The sequence below is a fragment of the Paracoccus sphaerophysae genome, assembly GCF_000763805.1.
Taxonomy (GTDB): domain Bacteria; phylum Pseudomonadota; class Alphaproteobacteria; order Rhodobacterales; family Rhodobacteraceae; genus Paracoccus; species Paracoccus sphaerophysae.
The window spans coordinates 41,194-58,495 of the sequence record NZ_JRKS01000014.1; the positions used below are offsets into that span (position 1 = coordinate 41,194).

At 70.2% G+C, this 17,302-nt stretch carries 19 protein-coding genes and 2 pseudogenes; 12 read left to right on the forward strand and 9 right to left on the reverse strand.

Annotated features, from left to right (window positions below; genetic code table 11):
* Window positions 1-20: 20 nt before the first annotated feature.
* From IC63_RS06400 to IC63_RS06410, 3 genes are read right to left on the reverse strand one after another with little or no spacing between them, the layout of a single operon-like run.
* On the reverse strand, window positions 21-1,652 hold the full coding sequence (locus tag IC63_RS06400) for a cisplatin damage response ATP-dependent DNA ligase (RefSeq protein WP_084115564.1): 1,632 nt from the start codon (window positions 1,650-1,652) through the stop codon (window positions 21-23).
* A complete protein-coding gene (locus tag IC63_RS06405) occupies window positions 1,649-2,644 on the reverse strand; it encodes a ligase-associated DNA damage response exonuclease (RefSeq protein ID WP_036718152.1) in 996 nt (331 codons plus the stop codon). The genes IC63_RS06400 and IC63_RS06405 overlap by 4 nt, the downstream gene beginning before the upstream one ends.
* A 35-nt stretch (window positions 2,645-2,679) precedes the next feature.
* Entirely contained in the window at window positions 2,680-3,159 is a 480-nt protein-coding gene (locus tag IC63_RS06410) for an Lrp/AsnC family transcriptional regulator (RefSeq protein WP_036718153.1), read from the reverse strand.
* A gap of 73 nt (window positions 3,160-3,232) precedes the next feature.
* On the opposite strand from IC63_RS06410, the gene IC63_RS06415 reads away from it, so the two are divergent.
* Window positions 3,233-4,624 carry an aminotransferase class V-fold PLP-dependent enzyme gene (locus IC63_RS06415; protein ID WP_036718154.1) on the forward strand — a complete coding sequence of 464 codons (1,392 nt, stop codon included), beginning with the start codon at window positions 3,233-3,235 and terminating at the stop codon, window positions 4,622-4,624.
* Here IC63_RS06415 and IC63_RS06420 read toward each other — a convergent pair.
* Window positions 4,579-5,349: a helix-turn-helix transcriptional regulator gene (locus IC63_RS06420; RefSeq protein WP_084115570.1), complete on the reverse strand. Its 771-nt coding sequence runs from the start codon at window positions 5,347-5,349 to the stop codon at window positions 4,579-4,581. The genes IC63_RS06415 and IC63_RS06420 overlap by 46 nt on opposite strands.
* Before the next feature lie 128 nt (window positions 5,350-5,477).
* On the opposite strand from IC63_RS06420, the gene IC63_RS06425 reads away from it, so the two are divergent.
* Entirely contained in the window at window positions 5,478-6,083 is a 606-nt protein-coding gene (locus IC63_RS06425; RefSeq protein ID WP_036718155.1) for a glutathione S-transferase family protein, read from the forward strand.
* Here the strand turns inward: IC63_RS06425 and IC63_RS06430 are convergent.
* Window positions 6,035-6,952: a DMT family transporter gene (locus IC63_RS06430; RefSeq protein ID WP_036718156.1), complete on the reverse strand. Its 918-nt coding sequence runs from the start codon at window positions 6,950-6,952 to the stop codon at window positions 6,035-6,037. The genes IC63_RS06425 and IC63_RS06430 overlap by 49 nt on opposite strands.
* Window positions 6,943-7,563, reverse strand: a complete 621-nt coding sequence (mobA, locus tag IC63_RS06435) for a molybdenum cofactor guanylyltransferase MobA (protein WP_052041924.1) — start codon at window positions 7,561-7,563, stop codon at window positions 6,943-6,945. Before mobA ends, IC63_RS06430 begins: the two co-directional genes overlap by 10 nt.
* Window positions 7,564-7,686: 123 nt before the next feature.
* On the opposite strand from mobA, the gene IC63_RS06440 reads away from it, so the two are divergent.
* The 5 genes from IC63_RS06440 (at window position 7,687) to IC63_RS06460 (ending at window position 11,009) form a co-directional block, all read left to right on the forward strand.
* Window positions 7,687-8,193: a DUF2478 domain-containing protein gene (locus IC63_RS06440; RefSeq protein WP_036718157.1), complete on the forward strand. Its 507-nt coding sequence runs from the start codon at window positions 7,687-7,689 to the stop codon at window positions 8,191-8,193.
* Window positions 8,194-8,201: 8 nt separating this feature from the next.
* Window positions 8,202-8,429 (forward strand): sulfurtransferase TusA family protein, encoded by a 228-nt coding sequence (locus IC63_RS06445; RefSeq protein ID WP_036718198.1) that lies wholly within the window; start codon window positions 8,202-8,204, stop codon window positions 8,427-8,429.
* Between the two features lie 64 nt (window positions 8,430-8,493).
* Window positions 8,494-9,420 carry an AEC family transporter gene (locus IC63_RS06450; RefSeq protein ID WP_036718158.1) on the forward strand — a complete coding sequence of 309 codons (927 nt, stop codon included), beginning with the start codon at window positions 8,494-8,496 and terminating at the stop codon, window positions 9,418-9,420.
* A 3-nt stretch (window positions 9,421-9,423) separates the two neighbouring features.
* Complete coding sequence (locus tag IC63_RS06455; protein ID WP_036718160.1) at window positions 9,424-10,221, forward strand: crotonase/enoyl-CoA hydratase family protein; 798 nt, start codon at window positions 9,424-9,426, stop codon at window positions 10,219-10,221.
* On the forward strand, window positions 10,218-11,009 hold the full coding sequence (locus IC63_RS06460; protein WP_036718163.1) for an alpha/beta hydrolase: 792 nt from the start codon (window positions 10,218-10,220) through the stop codon (window positions 11,007-11,009). Before IC63_RS06455 ends, IC63_RS06460 begins: the two co-directional genes overlap by 4 nt.
* 319 nt (window positions 11,010-11,328) lie before the next feature.
* Here IC63_RS06460 and IC63_RS06465 read toward each other — a convergent pair whose 3' ends face one another.
* The gene (locus IC63_RS06465) at window positions 11,329-12,603 is read right to left on the reverse strand and encodes a 4-aminobutyrate--2-oxoglutarate transaminase (RefSeq protein WP_036718166.1); all 1,275 of its coding nucleotides are present in this window, start codon (window positions 12,601-12,603) and stop codon (window positions 11,329-11,331) included.
* Between the two features lie 131 nt (window positions 12,604-12,734).
* Between IC63_RS06465 and IC63_RS06470 the strand changes: the two genes are divergently transcribed.
* Together IC63_RS06470 and IC63_RS06475 are read left to right on the forward strand one after the other, a co-directional pair.
* On the forward strand, window positions 12,735-13,193 hold the full coding sequence (locus IC63_RS06470) for an META domain-containing protein (RefSeq protein WP_036718170.1): 459 nt from the start codon (window positions 12,735-12,737) through the stop codon (window positions 13,191-13,193).
* Window positions 13,193-13,918 carry a rhomboid family intramembrane serine protease gene (locus IC63_RS06475; RefSeq protein ID WP_036718173.1) on the forward strand — a complete coding sequence of 242 codons (726 nt, stop codon included), beginning with the start codon at window positions 13,193-13,195 and terminating at the stop codon, window positions 13,916-13,918. The genes IC63_RS06470 and IC63_RS06475 overlap by 1 nt, the downstream gene beginning before the upstream one ends.
* Here IC63_RS06475 and mnmD read toward each other — a convergent pair.
* Window positions 13,915-14,598 carry a tRNA (5-methylaminomethyl-2-thiouridine)(34)-methyltransferase MnmD gene (mnmD, locus tag IC63_RS17975; protein WP_408633546.1) on the reverse strand — a complete coding sequence of 228 codons (684 nt, stop codon included), beginning with the start codon at window positions 14,596-14,598 and terminating at the stop codon, window positions 13,915-13,917. The two genes, IC63_RS06475 and mnmD, sit on opposite strands and share 4 nt — an antisense overlap.
* Before the next feature lie 48 nt (window positions 14,599-14,646).
* On the opposite strand from mnmD, the gene IC63_RS17980 reads away from it, so the two are divergent.
* Together IC63_RS17980 and IC63_RS06490 are read left to right on the forward strand one after the other, a co-directional pair.
* A complete protein-coding gene (locus IC63_RS17980; protein ID WP_036718177.1) occupies window positions 14,647-15,693 on the forward strand; it encodes an NAD(P)/FAD-dependent oxidoreductase in 1,047 nt (348 codons plus the stop codon).
* A 161-nt stretch (window positions 15,694-15,854) separates the two neighbouring features.
* Window positions 15,855-16,505: a molybdopterin-binding domain-containing protein gene (locus IC63_RS06490; RefSeq protein WP_232222529.1), complete on the forward strand. Its 651-nt coding sequence runs from the start codon at window positions 15,855-15,857 to the stop codon at window positions 16,503-16,505.
* On the opposite strand, the pseudogene IC63_RS06495 reads toward IC63_RS06490, so the two are convergent.
* Window positions 16,473-16,739: pseudogene (locus IC63_RS06495) on the reverse strand (IS3 family transposase); the annotation flags it as partial. The gene IC63_RS06490 and the pseudogene IC63_RS06495 overlap by 33 nt on opposite strands.
* A 251-nt stretch (window positions 16,740-16,990) precedes the next feature.
* Here IC63_RS06495 and IC63_RS06500 point away from each other — a divergent pair.
* A pseudogene (locus tag IC63_RS06500) lies at window positions 16,991-17,185 on the forward strand (transposase); the annotation flags it as partial.
* Between the last annotated feature and the right edge of the window lie 117 nt (window positions 17,186-17,302).

Sequence of the window (17,302 nt, forward strand, 5' to 3'; positions counted from 1 at the left end):
GCGGGGGCGCAAAACCCGCATCACCCCGCGCCCTCCTCGCGCCGCTTCTTGCGGCCATGCCTCGTCCCGGCCCGCGCGGCGTCCGAGCCGAAGACGTTGGGATCGTCGATCATCGCCTCCAGCGTTTCCAGCCGGTCCGCCTCGGCCACGGGCTTGTCCCAGCGGATCAGGCTGATCCGGGGAAAGCGCATCGCCACCCCCGACTTGTGGCGGGTCGAGCGATTCACCCCCTCGAACGCCACCTCGACCACCAGCTTCGGCGCCACGGCCCGCACCGGGCCGAAGCGTTCCACGGTGTTGTTGCGCACGAAGCGGTCGAGTTCGCGCAGCTCCTCGTCGGTAAAGCCGAAATAGGCCTTGCCGACGGGGACCAAGGCTTCTCCATCCCACAGCCCAAAGGTGAAATCGGAATAGAACCCCGACCGCTTGCCATGCCCGCGCTGCGCATACATCAGCACCGCGTCGACGACCCGCGGATCGCGCTTCCACTTGAACCACGGCCCCCGCGGCCGGCCGCCGACATAGACCGAATCGCGGCGCTTGATCATCACCCCCTCGATCACCGGATCGGGCGGGTCGGCGCGCAGCGCGGCAAGATCGTCCCACGTCGCGAAGGTCAGCAGCGGCGACAGGTCGATCATCTCGGACCCGAAATCAGCCGATTCCAGCACCGCGCGGCGTTCCATCAGCGGCAGGCCGCGCAGGTCCGCGCCCTGCCAGATCAGCGCGTCATAAACCCGCAGCCCGGCCGGGTGGCTCGACAGCATCGGCTTGCTGACCGTCTTACGGTTCAGCCGCTGCTGCAGGTCGTTGAAGCTGGCCACCGCGCCCTCGCGGCGCACGACCAGCTCGCCATCCAGCGCGCCGTCATAGTTCATCGCCGCGATGACGTCCGGGAAGGCGCCCGAGATGTCCTCTCCGGTCCGCGAATACAGCCGCCGCACGCCGCCGTCGCTGACCGCCTGCACGCGGATGCCGTCCCATTTCCACTCGGCCACGTGATCGGCGGGGTCCAGCGCCCGCAGCTCGTCCAGATCGGTGGGCGTCGACAGCATCACCGGCCGGAACGGCGCCAGCGCGGCGCTTTCCGGGCGCGCACCGCCGCCGATCCAGGCGAACAGCTCGGTGAAGGGCGGGGTCAGCCCGTGCCACAGCTCCTCGATCTCGTGCAGCTCCGGCCCGCCCATCTGCGCCAGCGCCGTGCGCGCCAGCCGCGCCGACAGGCCGATGCGCAGGTTCCCGGTGGCGAGCTTGAGGAAGGCGAGCCGCTCGGACGGGCCCAGCCGGTCCAGCACCCCGGCGATGGCGGCCGGCAGCCCGGCCTTGCCGGTGGTTTCCAGCAGATGCACGGCCGCGCTGACCGACAGTTCGCCCTGCGCCTCGCCGTCCCAGATCAGCGCGATGGTCTCGGCCAAGTCGCCGACGAAGTCATAGGACAGCCGGAACAGCTCGGGGTCGAAGCGTTCCTCGACCAGCCCCCGCAGCAGACCCGGAGTCACCGTGCGCAGCTTGAGATCGCCGGTCAGCGCGGCGAAGGCATAGCCGCGGTCGGGGTCCGGGGTGCGTTCCAGATAATGCTGCAGAAGCTGCAGCTTGGCGTTGCGCGAGGGGGTGAAGGCCAGCCGCTCGAGCAGGTCGGCGAAGGCCCTCATTCCTCGTCCTCCTCGTAACCGACCAGCCGCAGCGGGCGGGCGCGCAGCTGGTTCAGCTCGCACCAGCGGACCAGCCCTTCCTCGGCGCCGTGGGTGACCCAGACCTCGTCGGGGCGCAGTTCGGTCAGTGTCTGCGTCAGCTGCGGCCAGTCGACGTGATCGCTGATGACAAGCGGCAGTTCGACGCCGCGCTGCCGCGCCCGCGCCCGCACCGCCATCCACCCCGAGGCGAACGAGATCACCGGGTCGCGGAACCGCTGCACCCAGGGCGAGGCAAAGGCCGAGGGCGGGGCGATGACCAGCTGGCCCTCGATCTCCTTGGGGACGGTCGCGGGACGCAGGTCGCCCAGCGCGATCCCCTGTTCGACGTGATAATCGGTCAGCCGCTGCACCGCGCCATGCAGGTGGATCGGCCCGTCATGCCCGGCCTGCCGGACCAGCGCGATGACCCGCTGCGCCTTGCCCAGCGCATAGGCGCCGACGAGATGCGCGCGGTCGGGAAACTCGGCCATGCTGGCCAGCAGGCGGCGCGTCTCGGCGGCGGGGTCGGGGTGCTTGAAGACCGGCAGGCCAAAGGTCGCCTCGGTCACGAAGACGTCGCAGGGCACCGGCTCCCACGGGGCGCAGACCGGGTTCGGGGTGCGGCAGTAATCGCCCGACACCACGATCACCGGCCCGCCCTCGGGGGCCAGCCGGATCTGCGCCGAGCCCAGCACATGCCCCGCCGGATGAAAGCTGACGCCGACCCCGCCGATCGTCACGGGTCCCTCGGCGGCCTGGGTCGTCCCGGCGAACCCCTCGCCATAGCGGATCGCCATGATCTCCAGCGTCTGCCGGGTGGCCAGCACGGCGCCGTGTCCGGCCCGCGCGTGGTCGCCGTGGCCGTGGGTGATCAGCGCCCTGGGCACCGGGCGCACCGGGTCGATGAAGAAATCGCCTTGCGGGCAATACAGCCCGGCCGGGGTCGGATGCAGGAAATCGTCGGCGCGCATCCGGTTCAACGCGGGGGTGGTGGGTTGGTTGCCGTTCAGGCGCGCCGGGTCGGCAGCGGCCGGTCGGCGAAGATGGTTTCCATGCTGAACATGCCGGTCACCCGTTCCAGGTCCAGGTCGGCGATCATGCGCTTGTAGACCCCGTCATAGCCCGCCATCGAGGTGGTGACGACCTTGGCCATATAGTCCCACTCACCGCCGATGCGGTGGAACTCGACGACCTCGGGGATCGCCTCGAGCCGGCGGCGGAAGCTGGCGGACCAGCGGTCGTCGTGGTGGCGGGTGCGGATCAGGACGAAGACGGTCAGCGCCAGCCCCACCGACGCCGGGTCGATGATTGCCCGGCTGGCGCCGAGGATACCCGCCTCGCGCAGCCGCCCTAGCCGGCGCCAGCAGGCGTTCTGGGACAGGCCAAGCCGGTCGGCCAGCTCGCGCTGGGACAGGCCGGCATCGGCCTGAAGCTCGGCGAGGATGCGGTGGTCGATTTCGTCCAATGCGGCCGGTCTGTCGTTCATATGACCCGCTTTCATCGATATTATCTGATCGAACGATGGTGATCTTTTGCCGCCGGCGGGTCAAGATCGCCCCATGAGCACCGACATCTTCACCCGCTTCCGCGCCACCCTGCCAACCGACCTGTCCGCGCTGCACGCCGGCCTGATCGGCCACGGCATCCCGGTCGAGGGCCCCTTCGGCCCGCATCCGCTGGTCTATGCCGACTACGTCGCCTCGGGCCGCGCCCTGCGGCAGGTGGAAGGCTTCGTCATGGACGAGATCCTGCCGTGGTATGCCAACAGCCACACCGAGGCTTCGGCCTGCGGCGCCGCGATGACCCGGCTGCGGCGGGCCGCGCGGGCGGAGATCCTGCGTTGCCTGCATGGCTCGGACGACCACGCGGTGATCTTTGCAGGGTCGGGGGCGACGGCAGGGATCAACCGGCTGGTGCATCTGCTGGGCGTCGGGCCGGGGACGACGGTGATCCTGGGGCCCTACGAGCATCACTCGAACATCCTGCCATGGCGGGAAAGCGGCGCGCGGGTGATCGAGCTGCCCGAGGCCGATTGCGGTGGCCCCTGCCCCGACGCGCTGGCGCGGGCGCTGCAGCCCGGCGCGGTGGTCGCGCTGTCGGCCTGTTCCAACGTCACCGGCATCACCTGCGACGTCGCGGCGCTGACCGCACAGGTCCATGAGGCGAGGGCGCAGATCGTCTGGGACTACGCCGGCGGCGCGCCCTATCTGCCGATCGACCTGTCCTTGGGGATGCAGGCGGTGGTGCTGTCGCCGCACAAGTTCGTCGGCGGCCCCGGCGCGTCGGGGCTGCTGGTGATCCGCCGCGACGCGGTGCGCGCCGACCGGCCCACCCTGCCCGGCGGCGGCACGGTGCGCTTCGTCTCGCCCCACGGCCACGACTATGCCACAGCCGTCGAGGCGCGCGAGGAAGCCGGCACCCCGAATGTCGTGGGCGACATCCGCGCAGCGCTGGTGCTGGCGGTGAAGGACGCCGTGGGGCAGCCCCGCATCGACGCCGCCCATGCGCGCTGGTGGGCGCTGGCGCGGGCGCGGCTGGCCGCCCACCCGCGGGTCGAGTTGCTGGGCAAGCTCGACTGTCCGCGGCTGCCGATCCTGTCCTTCCGCATCCGCGACGGGCGCGGCGGGCATGTCCACCAGCAGTTGGCGACGCGGATGCTGTCGGACCTGCACGGGGTGCAGGCGCGGGGCGGCTGCGCCTGCGCGGGGCCCTATGTCCACCGCCTGCTGGGGCTGGACCGCGCCGCATCCGACCGGCTGCGGGCGGCGATCCTGGCGGGGCACGAGGTGGAAAAGCCCGGCTTCGTGCGGCTGAACCTGTGCTGGCTGGCGCCGGAATCCGAGGTGCGCTTCATCCTCGACGCGATCGAAGACGTGGCCGCCCGCGCCCCGGCGCTGGCCGCACGCTATGCCTGCGACGAGTCCCGCGCGATCTTCTCGCCCGCTGCCTGAGCCGCGTCTGCCCCTGCTGTCTCGGCGGGACAGGGCTCGGCCAGTTTCAGCGTGGCGACATAGTCGCGCAGCAGCGCCGCCCGGCGCGGGCGAAAGCTGAACCCGCCCTCGGCCAGCCGCAGGATGCGGGGGACGTGGAACAGCCGGAAATCCATCCGCAGCCGGCAATGCGCTAGCAACATCAGGTGGTTGTCGGAATGGCTGATGCCCAGCGGCCAGATCTCGCGGTCGGTTTCCGCCTCGGACAGGTCGCGATAGCGGATGCTCAGGCTGAACTCCTCCCAGCAGGCCTGCCGGATCAGGTCCAGGTCGATATGCGGCGGCACCATCCGGTCCCGGTCGGGCGTCCAGGCGCGGCTGATCGCGTGCAGCGCCTGCTGGGCCTGGCGTTCGGGTAGCGAGGCGAAGATGCGCGCCAGCGCCGCCTCTCCGGCCTGCGCAAGCGTCGGGTCGCCCAGCCGAGGCAGCAGCGCGACGGCCAGGCGCAGCGCCTCGATCTCCAGCCGGTTGAAGCTTTGCGGCGGCAGCGCGGGGTCTTCGGTCAGGCGATAGCCGACACCGGCCTCGCCGTCGATCAGCGCCCCGCCGGCGCGCAGCGTGGCGATGTCGCGGTAAAGCTGGCGCTGCGAGACGCCCGAGTCCGCCGCCAGCCGCTCCGCCGTCACCGGCGCCGGCAGGCGGCGCAGCGCATCCATCAGACGCATCAGGCGGTCAGAGCGGGCCATGCTGACAGTTTCAGTCAGCAGCCCCGCCGCCGCAAGGTCCCGCCCAGCCGGCGCGCGGGTCATCCTGTCAGTTTCTGTCAGCAGGGCCGTGCCAAGGTGGAGCCATCGACAACCCGACGAGGCACATCATGCTGACGCTTTACCACGCCCCGAACTCGCGCTCGACCTCGATCCTGCAACTGATCGAGGAGATGGGCGTCGCCGACCAGATCCGCGTCCGGATCGTCACCATCCCCCGCCATGACGGGTCGGGCGCCCCGGACGCCGGCAACCCGCATCCCGAAAAGAAGGTCCCCTATCTGACCGACGGCGCGGACTGGGTGCGCGAGCGTTCGGCGATCATCGCGTATCTGACCGACCGCTTCGACAGCGAATTGGGACGGCCGGTGGGGGATCCGCAGCGCGGGCGCTACCTGTCGTGGCTGGCCTGGTATCAGGGCGTGCTCGAACCCGTGGCGCTGTTCCGGGCGACCGGGGTCGCTCATCTGTGGCTGGACGCCACCTTCCGCGACATGACGACCGCCATCGCCGAGGTCGAGGCGGCGCTGGCGGACCAGCCCTATCTGCTGGGCGCGCGCTATTCGGCGGCCGACCTGCTGATCGCCGGGGCGTTCCACTTCTTCGGCCAGATGGACGCGGAGCTGATCCCGGACACCGGCCCGATGCGGGACTGGATCGCCCGCTGTCAGGACCGCCCGGCGGTGCGCCGGGTGGCCGAACTCGATGCCGGCTGAGCCGGGTCGACCCGCGCCAGCTGCACCATCAGGATGCCCACGGCGACGATGATCGACCCGATCACGTCGGACCAGCCGAAGCGCTCGCCCAGCCAGAAGGCGGCAATCGCGACCCCCAGCGGCGGCGACAGGAAATGGAACGCCGCCGCCCTGACAGCGCCGATCCGGGTGACCAGCCGGAACCAGATGAAGGTCGCGAGGATACCGGGGATCAGGATCGAAAAGCCCAGCGCGCCGGCCAGTTCCGGCGTCCAGTGAACCTCGCGGCCCCATTCCAGCAGCAAGGACGGGATTACCAGCGCCACCGACCCGACCGCCATCTGCAGCCCGACGATCATCAGTACGTTCGGGCCTCCCCCCGCGTTGCGCACCGCCAGGGTGGCGACGGTCAGCGCCACCACGGCGGCAAGGCACATGGCGAGGCCGCGCAGGTCCATCCCGTGCGACAGCCGCACCCCCATGATGATGACGACGCCGACCACCCCGATCACCAGCCCTGCGACGGCCATCGGCCGCAGCCTCTGGCCCAGGAACGCCCAGCCCGCGAACGCCACCAGCAGCGGCATCATCGAGGCGATGATCGCGGCGGCCGACGCCTCGATCCACTGCATCCCCATCCAGTTCAGCCCCAGATACAGGGCGTTCTGGCACAGGCCGAAGACGATGACGGTGCGCCACTCGGCCCGGCTGAGGCGCATCGACTGGCCCATCGCGGCCGCGAGGCCGATGGCGATCAGCGCCGAGATCCCGAACCGCACCACCAGCGCCCACAGCGGCGGCATCTGCACCACGACGACCCGCGTCGCGGTAAAGGCCGAGGCCCAGATCGCCGCGAAGGACAGCCCCATGAACAGCGATTTCAGGTCCATGCGTCCCCCGTCGCCAGCCGGCGGCGCACGAGGGCCAGATCCTCGGGCGTGTTGACGTTGAAGAACGGGTCGCGGCCGGCAAACGCGATGCGGGCGACGCCCAGACGCTCCATGACGGCGCGGACCCGGCGGTCGCCGTCGGCCAGGGACTGGCGCAGCGTGTCGTGCAGGGACACGTCCCAGGCGGCAAAGGCGGGGTGATCGTCGCCGTCATGCACCGCCATCGCCACCGGCGCGTCGGCGGCGGCGAGCCGCGCGGCCAGGTCGCGCGGAAAGAACGGCGTGTCGGCGGCGGCGGTGACAATACGCGGGATGCCCTGCACGGCGGCCCAGCCCATCCCCGCCAGCACCCCGGCCAGCGGCCCCAGCCAGCCCGGGATCGGGTCGGGCAGGACCGGCAGGCCGAAGGCCGCGAATCGGTCGGGATCGCCATTGGCGCTGATCGCGGTCGGGACGACGCCCAGCCGGTCGATGACATGCGCGACCATCGGTCGCCCCCCCAGGTCCAGCAGCGCCTTGTCGCCCCCGCCCATGCGTCGCGACTGCCCGCCCGCCAGCACGATTGCGGCGAAAGGCGGGGTCTGGGCCTGTGGGGGTGGGGTTCCGGTCATCGCCGGCACCATGCGTCGCCGCCTGCGGACCTGCAAGCCGGGCGCACCGGCCGCTGCGGGCCGTTCGCGGCGCATTTGATGCAACGCTTGTGATAAGCTGTTGCAGCGCCTAGGCTCTTCCCCATGCTCGGATATGTGATCAGCGAAGACCGTGACGACCCGAACACGCGGATGGCCGATCTCGCCGTCGCGCTGATGGCGGACGGGCTCAAGCTGGCGGGCGCGGTGCAGACGAATATCGGCCAGGGCCAGGACTGCGCCTGCGACATGGAGCTGACGGTGCTGGGCAGCGGCGCCGCGCCGGTGCGGATCTCGCATTCGCTGGGCGCGGGCTCGCAGGGGTGCCGGCTGGATGCCGACGGGCTGGAACGCGCCGTCGCGCTGTCGGCGCGGGTGCTGACCCGGTCCACCGACCTGCTGATCGTGAACAAGTTCGGCCGGCAAGAGGCGATCGGCCGCGGCTTCTGCGACCTGATCGGCACCGCCCTGGCCGAGGGGGTACCGGTGCTGACCACCGTCTCCGCCGACCAGCTGCAGGCGTTCCGTGCCTTTGCCGGCGACTATGCGCACCGGCTGGGCTGGGACGGGGCCGCCGACTGGTGCCGCGGGGCCCGCTCTGCCGCGGCCTGAGCGTGGCGATGACGCTGACCGAGATCGACGCCCGCAACCTGCTGTGCCCGCTGCCGGTGCTGCGGCTGCGCAAGGCGCTGCTGGCGCTGCCTGTGGGCGGGCGGGTGGCGCTGGTCGCCACCGATCCGGCGGCGGTGCTGGACGTGCCGCATTTCTGCGCCGAAGCCGGCCACCGCCTGATCGCCACCGAGCCGCTGCCCGACGGCGCCCGCCGCTATCTCGTGGAACGCGGCTGACCTTGCGCCGGGCCGCGGCCGGTGGTTCTGTGCCCCCCGCAGGCGGATCGAGCGAGGGAAGCCGTTGCTGGCCATCTTTCTCAAGACCCTGCCGTTCTTCCTGCTGATCGGCACCGGCTGGCTGGCCGGGCGGCTGCGCGCCTTTCCGCCCGAGGCAACGGCCTGGCTGACCAGGTTCGTGTTCTATTTCGCCCTGTCGGCGATGCTGTTCCGGTTCAGCGCCACGCTGGACCTGGCGGCGCTGTTCGACCTGCGCTTTGCGGCGGCCTATGTGGCGGGCTCGACCGTGGTCTGGGCGCTGGTCTTCGCAGTCTCGCGCGGAAAGGGCACGCCTGTGGTCGAGGCGGCGATGCTGGCCCATACCGGCATGACCGGGAATACCGGCTTTCTGGGCGTGCCGATGCTGGTCGTGCTGCTGGGCCCGCCCGCGATCGGGCCGGTGCTGATGGTGCTGGCGCTGGACCTGGTGGTGTTCTCGACGCTCATCACGCTGATCATCGCCGCCGCGCGGCACGGGCGGCTGGGGCCGGGCACGGTGCTGCCGGTGATCCGCGGCATCGTCGCCAACCCGATGATCGTATCGATGCTGGCCGGGCTCGCCTGGTCGGCGCTGCGCCTGCCGATGCCCGCGCCCGCGGCCGAGTTCCTGAGCCTGCTGGGCGCCGCCGCCACCCCCGGGGCGCTGTTCGCTATCGGCGCGTCGCTCGCGCATCGGCCGATGCGGCGCCCCGTCCCGGCGCTGGCGCTGAGCTTTGCCAAGCTGGTCGCCCACCCCGCCGCGGTCGGGCTGGCCGCGATCCTGCTGGCCGTCGATCCGGTCGCCGCCGGGGTGATGGTCGCCGCCGCCGCTTTGCCCGTGGCGGGCAACGTCTATATCCTGGCCCATCATTTCGGTGTCGCGCAGGAACGGGTGTCGGCTGCGATCCTGATTTCCACGGCCATCAGCATCGCCACCGTCCCCTATGTCATCCACCTGATCCCCAAGGGCTGAGCCATGAAGAAAATCTCGCAACTGTCGCTGGAAAACCTGCTGCTGGACGTGGACGAGGACGGCATCGCCACGGTCACGCTGAACCGCCCGACCAAGCGCAACGCGCTGGACGCGGCCACCATCGACGAGCTGATCGAGGTCTTCGCTACCCTGCCCCGCGCCGGCGTCCGCGCCTGCGTGCTGCGCGGCGAGGGCACCCATTTCAGCGCCGGGCTGGACCTGGTGGAACATTACCACGCCGACCGCTCGGCCGCCGATTTCATGCATGTCTGCCTGCGCTGGCACGAGGCGTTCAACAAGATGGAATATGGCGGCGTCCCGGTGATCGCGGCGCTGAAGGGTGCCGTGGTGGGCGGCGGGCTGGAATTGGCCTCGGCCGCCCATATCCGGGTCGCGGACGAGAGCACCTATTTCGGCCTGCCCGAGGGGCAGCGCGGCCTCTTCACCGGCGGCGGGGCGACGATCCGGGTGGCCGACCTGATCGGCAAGGCGCGGATGATCGACATGATGCTGTCGGGGCGCCTGTATCGCGGGCAAGAGGCGGTGGACGTAGGGCTCGCGCAGTATCTGGTCGAGGACAGCGAGGCCAAGGCCTACGAGATCGCCCGCGCCGCCGCCCAGAACCCGCCGCTGTCGAACTTCGCCATCTGCTCGGCGATCTCGCACATGCAGAACATGAGCGCGCTGGACGCCGCCTATGCCGAGGCGGTGGTGGCCGGCGTGGTGAACACGCAAGAGGCCGCCAAGGCGCGGCTCGAAGCCTTTGCCAAGGGCACCGCAGCCAAGGTCAAGCCGGAATGATCCCGCAAGTAACCGACTGGGACGACGCCTATGCCAACGCCCCGCATATCCCTGGCGGCGCCGGTTTCCCTGACCGCTGGGCGGCCGAGGCCGGGGCCTTCCGGGACCGCCACCCGCCGGCGACGCTGGGGCTGGGTGAGCTGTATCTGCCCGACGACCCGCGCGGGCTCGCGGTGATCGTGCATGGCGGCTACTGGATGAAGTTCGGGCCGCGCTGGTTTTCGCATCTCGCCGCCGGCGCGCTGGCGCGGGGCTGGGCGGTACTGCTGCCGGGTTATACGCTCGCGCCCGCCGGGCAGCTGGCGACGATGCGCGACGAGATCGCGCTGCAGATCGCCGGCGCCGCGGCGCGCGTGCCCGGCCCGATCGTGCTGTCCGGCCATTCCGCCGGCGGGCATCTGGCGGCGCGGCTGATCTGCGCCGACACGCCGCTGCCCGACGAGATCATGGCGCGGGTGGCGCGCTGCGTGCCGATCTCGGGCCTGTTCGACCTGCGCGCGCTGCGGCGCACCGCGATGCGGGGCGACCTGGGGCTGGACGATCGCACGGCGATGCTGGAAAGCCCGCTGTTCCACGAACCGCACCCGGAGCTGTCGCTGCATGTCTGGGTCGGGGCCGACGAGCGGCCGGTGTTCCTGCAGCAATCCCGCCTGATTGCCGACGCGTGGGCCGGCATCCCGCGCGAGACGCGCCTGACGGTGGAGCCGGGGCGGCACCACATGGACGTGGTCGCCGGGCTGACCGCGGCGGAGCATCCGCTGACCGAGGCGCTGGTGGGCGCGGTGTAGCGCGCCCGGCGGTCGGGGTTGAGCCAGAGCGCAGCCGTTGGCAGCCACAGAACCACGATGAAAGGAGCCGCACCCCACACCAGAGAGATCTGAACGAATCGCGGGACGACAAGTAGATCGGTCCCGATCTCGGGCGCGTCCCATAGCATCATCCCAGACACCACGAGCGACACGCAGACCGCCGTCGTAGCAACCGACAGCACCCAGAACAGGGCAAAGCGCATCGTCTCGACCCACCAAACGCGGACTGTCAGAGGCGCCATCTTCTGTCCCAAATATCCCGCGGGGTCCGGGGACGCGCAGCCCCCGGTGCGGCGGCTCAGCCGCGCGCGGCGCGCACCGAGTCATCCAGCACGTCCAGCGCCTCGTCGAACACCGCATCCGGCACCGTCAGCGGCGGCAGGAAGCGGATCACGTTGCCGTAGACGCCGCAGGTCAGCAGGATCAGGCCGCGCTTCAGCGCCTCTTCGCGGACCTTGTTGGTGAACTCGGACGACGGCGTGTCGGTGCCGGCGACGTTGAATTCCACCGCGTTCATCAGGCCGGGGCCGCGGATGTCGATGATCTCGGGCACGTCGTCGCGCAGACTGGCGAGGCGCTGTTTCAGGCGCTGGCCGAGGCGCTCGGCGCGGTCGCACAGCGCCTCTTCCTCGATGATGTCCAGCACCGCGTGGGCGGCGGCGACGCCCAGCGGGTTGCCGGCATAGGTGCCGCCCAGGCCGCCGGGGTTTGGGGCGTCCATGATCTCGGCTCGGCCGGTGACGGCCGAGATCGGCAGGCCGCCGCCCAGCCCCTTGGCCATGGTGGTGATGTCGGCGGCGACGCCGTGATGTTCCATCGCGAACAGCTTGCCGGTGCGGGCAAAGCCCGTCTGCACCTCGTCCGCGATCAGCAGCATCCCGTGATCGTCGCACAGGCTGCGCAGCGTCTGCATGAAGCCCGAGGGGACGGGGTAGAACCCGCCCTCGCCCTGCACCGGCTCGACGATGATCGCGGCGACGCGGCCCGGGTCCACGTCGGCCTTGAACAGCTTGTCCAGCGCCGCCAACGCGTCGTCCTGGCTGACGCCGTGCAGATCGTTCGGGAACGGCAGGTGATAGACGTCGGGCATCATAGCCCCGAAGCCGGCCTTGTAGGGCTGGACCTTGCCGGTCAGCGTCATGCCCATGAAGGTCCGGCCGTGGAAGGCGCCGGTGAAGGCCACGATGGCGCTGCGCCCGGTGGCATAACGGGCGATCTTGACGGCGTTTTCCACCGCCTCGGCGCCGGTAGTGGCGAAGATGGTCTTCTTTTCGAAATCGCCGGGGACCAGCGCGTTCAGCCGTTCGGCCAGCGCGACATAGTTCTCATACGGCACGACCTGGTGGCAGGTGTGGGTAAAACGGTCGAGCTGGTCCTTGACGGCCTGGATCACCCTGGGGTGGCGGTGGCCGGTGTTGACGACCGCGATGCCGGCGGCAAAGTCGATATAGCGGTTGCCGTCCTTGTCCCAGATTTCCGCGTTCTCGGCGCGGTCGGCATAGATCTGGGTGGTCATCCCCACGCCGCGCGAGATGGCGGCGTTCTTGCGGTCGGTCATCGTCTCGGTCGCCATCGGGTTCCTCCTGCGGGGGGCGGCTGCGGTTGGCCCGTTCTAGCCCTGCGCCGCAGGTGAGACCAGCGGGATCGGAGCCCTTGAAAGCCGGACCGCGCTGGCGCAGGGTTCGCCGAAAGGGAGACCATGCCATGCCGCGCGCGATGCTTGTGCCCGCGATCCTGATGCTCGCGGCCTGCGCGGCCCAAACGCCGGTGCCCGCTGGCCCCCTGCCGCTGCCGCCCGAGGAGGTCATCCCCGCTCCGGCCACGGGCGCGCTCATCGAGGGCGCGGCCTATGACGTGGTGTCGATCGACGGACAACTCGTGCCGGATGGCTTTGGCGCCGGTTTCACCATCCGGGACGGGCGGCTCGAGGGCAACGACGGCTGCAACGCCTTGTCCGGCCCGGTCGTGCAGACCGAACGGACGCTGCGCATCGGGCCGCTGGTCGGCACGCTGATGGCCTGCCCGGCGCTGGTGATGGACCGCGCCGCCGGGCTGGCCCGCGCATTGGCCGAGGTGGACGGCGCCCGGCACGGACCCGGCGCCACCGTGGCGCTGACCCGCGCCGGCCGCGACCGCGTCGTCGTGCAGCAGCAGAGACCCTGATGTTCCCGATCCGAGACCACAACTCCTCCGAAACCACGCCCTACGTCACCATCGGGCTGATCTTCGTGAACGTCGTGCTGTTCCTGCTGACCGCGCCCTGGGGCGGCGGGATGGAGGCGCTGTGGGAGGATCTGGCCCTGTATCCCGTCGCGGTGATGAACGGGTCGAACCTGTGGGGGCTGGTGACGCATATGTTCATGCATGCCGGCCTCATGCATCTGGGCGGCAACATGCTGTTCCTGTGGATCTTCGGCGACAACCTGGAAGACCAGATGGGGCATCTGGGGTTCATGGTGTTCTACCTGCTGTGCGGCCTGGCGGCGGCCGGGGTGCAGATCGCCTCGGACCCGTCGAACGGCATCCCGATGGTCGGCGCCTCGGGGGCGATTGCGGGGGTGATGGGGGCCTATCTGCTGATGTTTCCCAAGGCCAAGGTCGATGTGGTGGCGATCATCGTCATCCTCATCAAGGTCTTTACCGTCCCGGCCTGGGTGATGCTGGCGGTGTGGTTCGGGCTGCAGCTGTTTTCGGGCTATGCGATGCATGGCGGCGATGCCGGGGTGGCCTATTGGGCCCATGCGGGGGGATTCGCCGCCGGCACGCTGCTGGCGGTGCCGCTATTCCTGCGGCGGGGCGGGCGGGCCTTCTGGCTGACCACCCACGGCCGGCCGCCGCATCTGCCGCTGGATTACGCCCCGACCCGCATCCCGCAGGTGCGCCGCTAGGGCCGGACCCCGCGGCTCATGTGGCGCTTGCCGGCAAAGCCGGGGGCGCGGGTGACGTGAAAGCCCGCGGCCTGCAGCGCGCGGCGGACATGGCCGGCGGCGGTATAGGTCGCAAAGCTGCCCCCCGGCGCGGTATGGGCGCCGACTGCGGACAGCAGTTCGTCGGACCACAGTTCGGGGTTCCGGGCGGGCGAAAATCCGTCGAGGAACCACGCATCCGCCCTGCCCGCCCACGCCGGCAGGGTCTCGCGCGCGTCGCCGATGATGATCTGGGCGGTAACCTGGCCGACCTGGATGTCGCCCCGCCCCCAGCCGGCGCGCAACTGCGCGGCGAGCGGTTCCAGCGCCGGAAAGGCGGCATGGGCGCGGGCGAGGTCGGGGAGGGTCAGCGGGAACGCCTCGAAGCTGGTGAAGCGCACCGGCACCGTGGCGATCTGGCCCAGCGCCAGCAGGTTCAGCCCGGTGCCAAATCCGGTTTCGGCGACGTGAAAGCCGGGCCGCAGCCGCGCCGGCAGGTCGTTGCCGGCCAGGAAGACGTGGCGGGTCTCCGCAAGCCCGCCGGCGAGGCTGAAATACGGGTCGTCGAAGCGCCGCGACACGGGGATCTCGCCCTGCCCGTCCAGCCGGCGCCAGTCCAGTTGGTCGGGTGCATCGTCGCTCATCTGGTGGTTCGGGTTCATCCGCGCTACTCCGTCGCCCGCACGGGTCAGTGACGGGGAAGCGCGGCGGTGGCAAGCCGGATCACGGTGATCGGCGCGGGGATCTTCGGGCTGTCCTGCGCGTGGGAGCTGACCCGGCGCGGCGCATCCGTGCGGGTGATCGAGGCCGCCCGCATCGGCGCCGGGTCCAGCGGCGGCACGGTCGGCGCGCTGGCCCCGCACGCGCCCGAGAACTGGAACCCCAAGAAGCAGATGCAACTGGACGCGCTGGTCGCGGCCGAGGACTGGTGGGACGAGGTCGCCCGCGCGGGCGGGGTCGATCCCGGCTATGCGCGGACCGGCCGCATCCAGCCCGCCGATCCCGGCGACCGCGGCCGGATCGAGGCCCGGATCGCCGCGGCGGCCGGGAACTGGCCAACCGGGTTTGACATGCGGCTGACCTCGGCCCCCGAGGCGGCGCTGGTCCCAGACAGCCCCGGCGGGCTGTGGCTGGTCGACAACCTGACCGCGCGGCTGGCCCCGCGCCGCGCCTGCGCCGCTCTGGCCGCGGCGGTCCGGGCGGCGGGGGGCGAGATCGTCGAGGAGGCGGGGCCGCAGCATCCCGACAGGACCGGCCCGGCGATCTGGGCGACCGGCGCGCCGGGCCTGGCGGCCCTGGGCGCCGATCTGGGCCGGCCGATGGGCGGCGGGGTCAAGGGGCAGTCGGCGCTGCTGCGGCCGCACGCCGACCCCGAAGCCTTGGCGCAGGCGCCGCAGGTCTTTGCCGAAGGCGTCCACATCGTTCCCCATGCCGACGGCACCGTGGCGGTCGGTTCGACCAGCGAACGCGACGTGGCCGACACCACGACCGATGCGCAGCTGGACGCGCTGATCGCGCGGGCGCAGGCGATCTGCCCGGCGCTGGCCGGGGCCGAGGTGGTGGACCGCTGGGCCGGCATTCGCCCCCGCGCTTTGTCCCGCGCGCCGCTGATCGGACCCTGGCCGGGGCGGCCCGGGCATCTGGTCGCCAATGGCGGCTTCAAGATCGGCCTTGCGATGGCCCCGGTCGCCGCCGCGCTGCTGGCCGACCTGCTGGAGGGCCGGGACCGCATCCCCGACGGCTTTCGCCCGGACTAGCCGCCCGGCAGCCAAGCGGCAACTTGTTCCAGATCAAGCCTCCCTGCCGGCGGTTCGTCTAAATCGTCTGCGACGTTAAGGAGAGCAACAGGTCGCTCACCGCACCGACCCGCCGCGGTTTTGTCATCGGCGGGACTGTTTCCCTGGGCGTGGGCGCGCTGATGCGCGGCACGGCGATCGCCTCGATCGACCCCAACAGCTATTCCGACCGCATCTTCAGCGCCTCGCATTACGGCCCGTTCGAGGCCATTGTCCGCGACGGCAAGCTGGTCAACATCTCGGCCATGATCGAACTGGGCAACCGTCCGACCGAGATGCTGATGTACGGCCTGCAGGACCGCATCTATGACAAGACCCGGATCGCCGGGCCGATGATCCGCAAGTCCTGCCTGGAAGGCTGGCAGACCGGCGACAGCAAGCCCGAACTGCGCGGCAAGGAACCCCTTCGTCCAAGTGGACTGGGACACCGCCTCCAAGATCGCCGCCAAGGCCATCGTCCACACCGCCGCGAACCACGGCAACAGGCCATCTTCTCGGCGTCCTATGGCGGGTGGGGCAATGCCGGCCTGATGCGCCCGAACGTGCTGCGGGGCCGCCTGTTCAACCTGATCGGCGGCTGCACCCTGACCCAGGGCGACTGGTCGGCCAGCGCGTCCCAGATCAGCCTGCCGCGCGTGATCGGCGACATGGAGGTCTATTCCGCGCAGACCGCGTGGGAAGTCATCCGCGACAACACCGAGGTGGACCTGTCCCGGTTCTGTTCCGGTCAGTTGCTCATGTTAGGCGGCCCTCTGTTCGAAGGCCACGGGTGATTTCCAGCCGAGGGCTGAGTGTTTTCTGCGTGGGTTGTAGAAGCCGTTGATGTATTCGAAGAGCGCCATCTCGACCTCACGCCGGGTTTGCCAGTTGCGCCGCCAGACCAGCTCGGCCTTCAGCGACTTGAAGAAGCTCTCGACCACCGAGTTGTCATGGCAATTGCCCTTGCCGCTCATCGAAACCTTGAAGCCGTGCTGGCGCAATAGCTTCTGATAGTCATGGGCACAGTACGAATACATCTGCAAAATCTGGAAATCAGAACCGGATCGATTCATCCTTGATCCGATCCACCAGATGCCGGGACTGAACACCTATGGTCAGAACCCAATAATTTCCTTGTCTGTGCATGACTCTGCCTCCGCGAGTAGACTAATCGATGAGCAACCTTTTCTGGCTCACGAATACATCTGCAAAAGGCGTTGTTGCAGAAGTCCGCCCGCGGAGGATTCACGGCGGGAATCCAGTCGGTTAGGCTGGGGGCATGAGCAAGCCTTCTCCCGCCCGCTACCGCACGACGAACTGGTCCAGCTACAACGACGCCCTGCGACGGCGCGGCTCGCTGCTGGTCTGGTTCGACCGGGAGATGGTCTGGCTGGCGCCACGTGATGGCCGACATGGTCGGCCGCCCGTGTTCTCGAACGCCGCGATCCAGTTCTGCCTGTCCATGGCGTTGTTGCGCAACTCAGCTAGCGGCGTGAGCTGCCCCTTTCCCCGCTGAACTCAGCTGACGCGAACGATCTCGGCGGTGCCGAGGGCGGAGAAGCGGTTCATGAGAGCAATGCGGATGTGGATC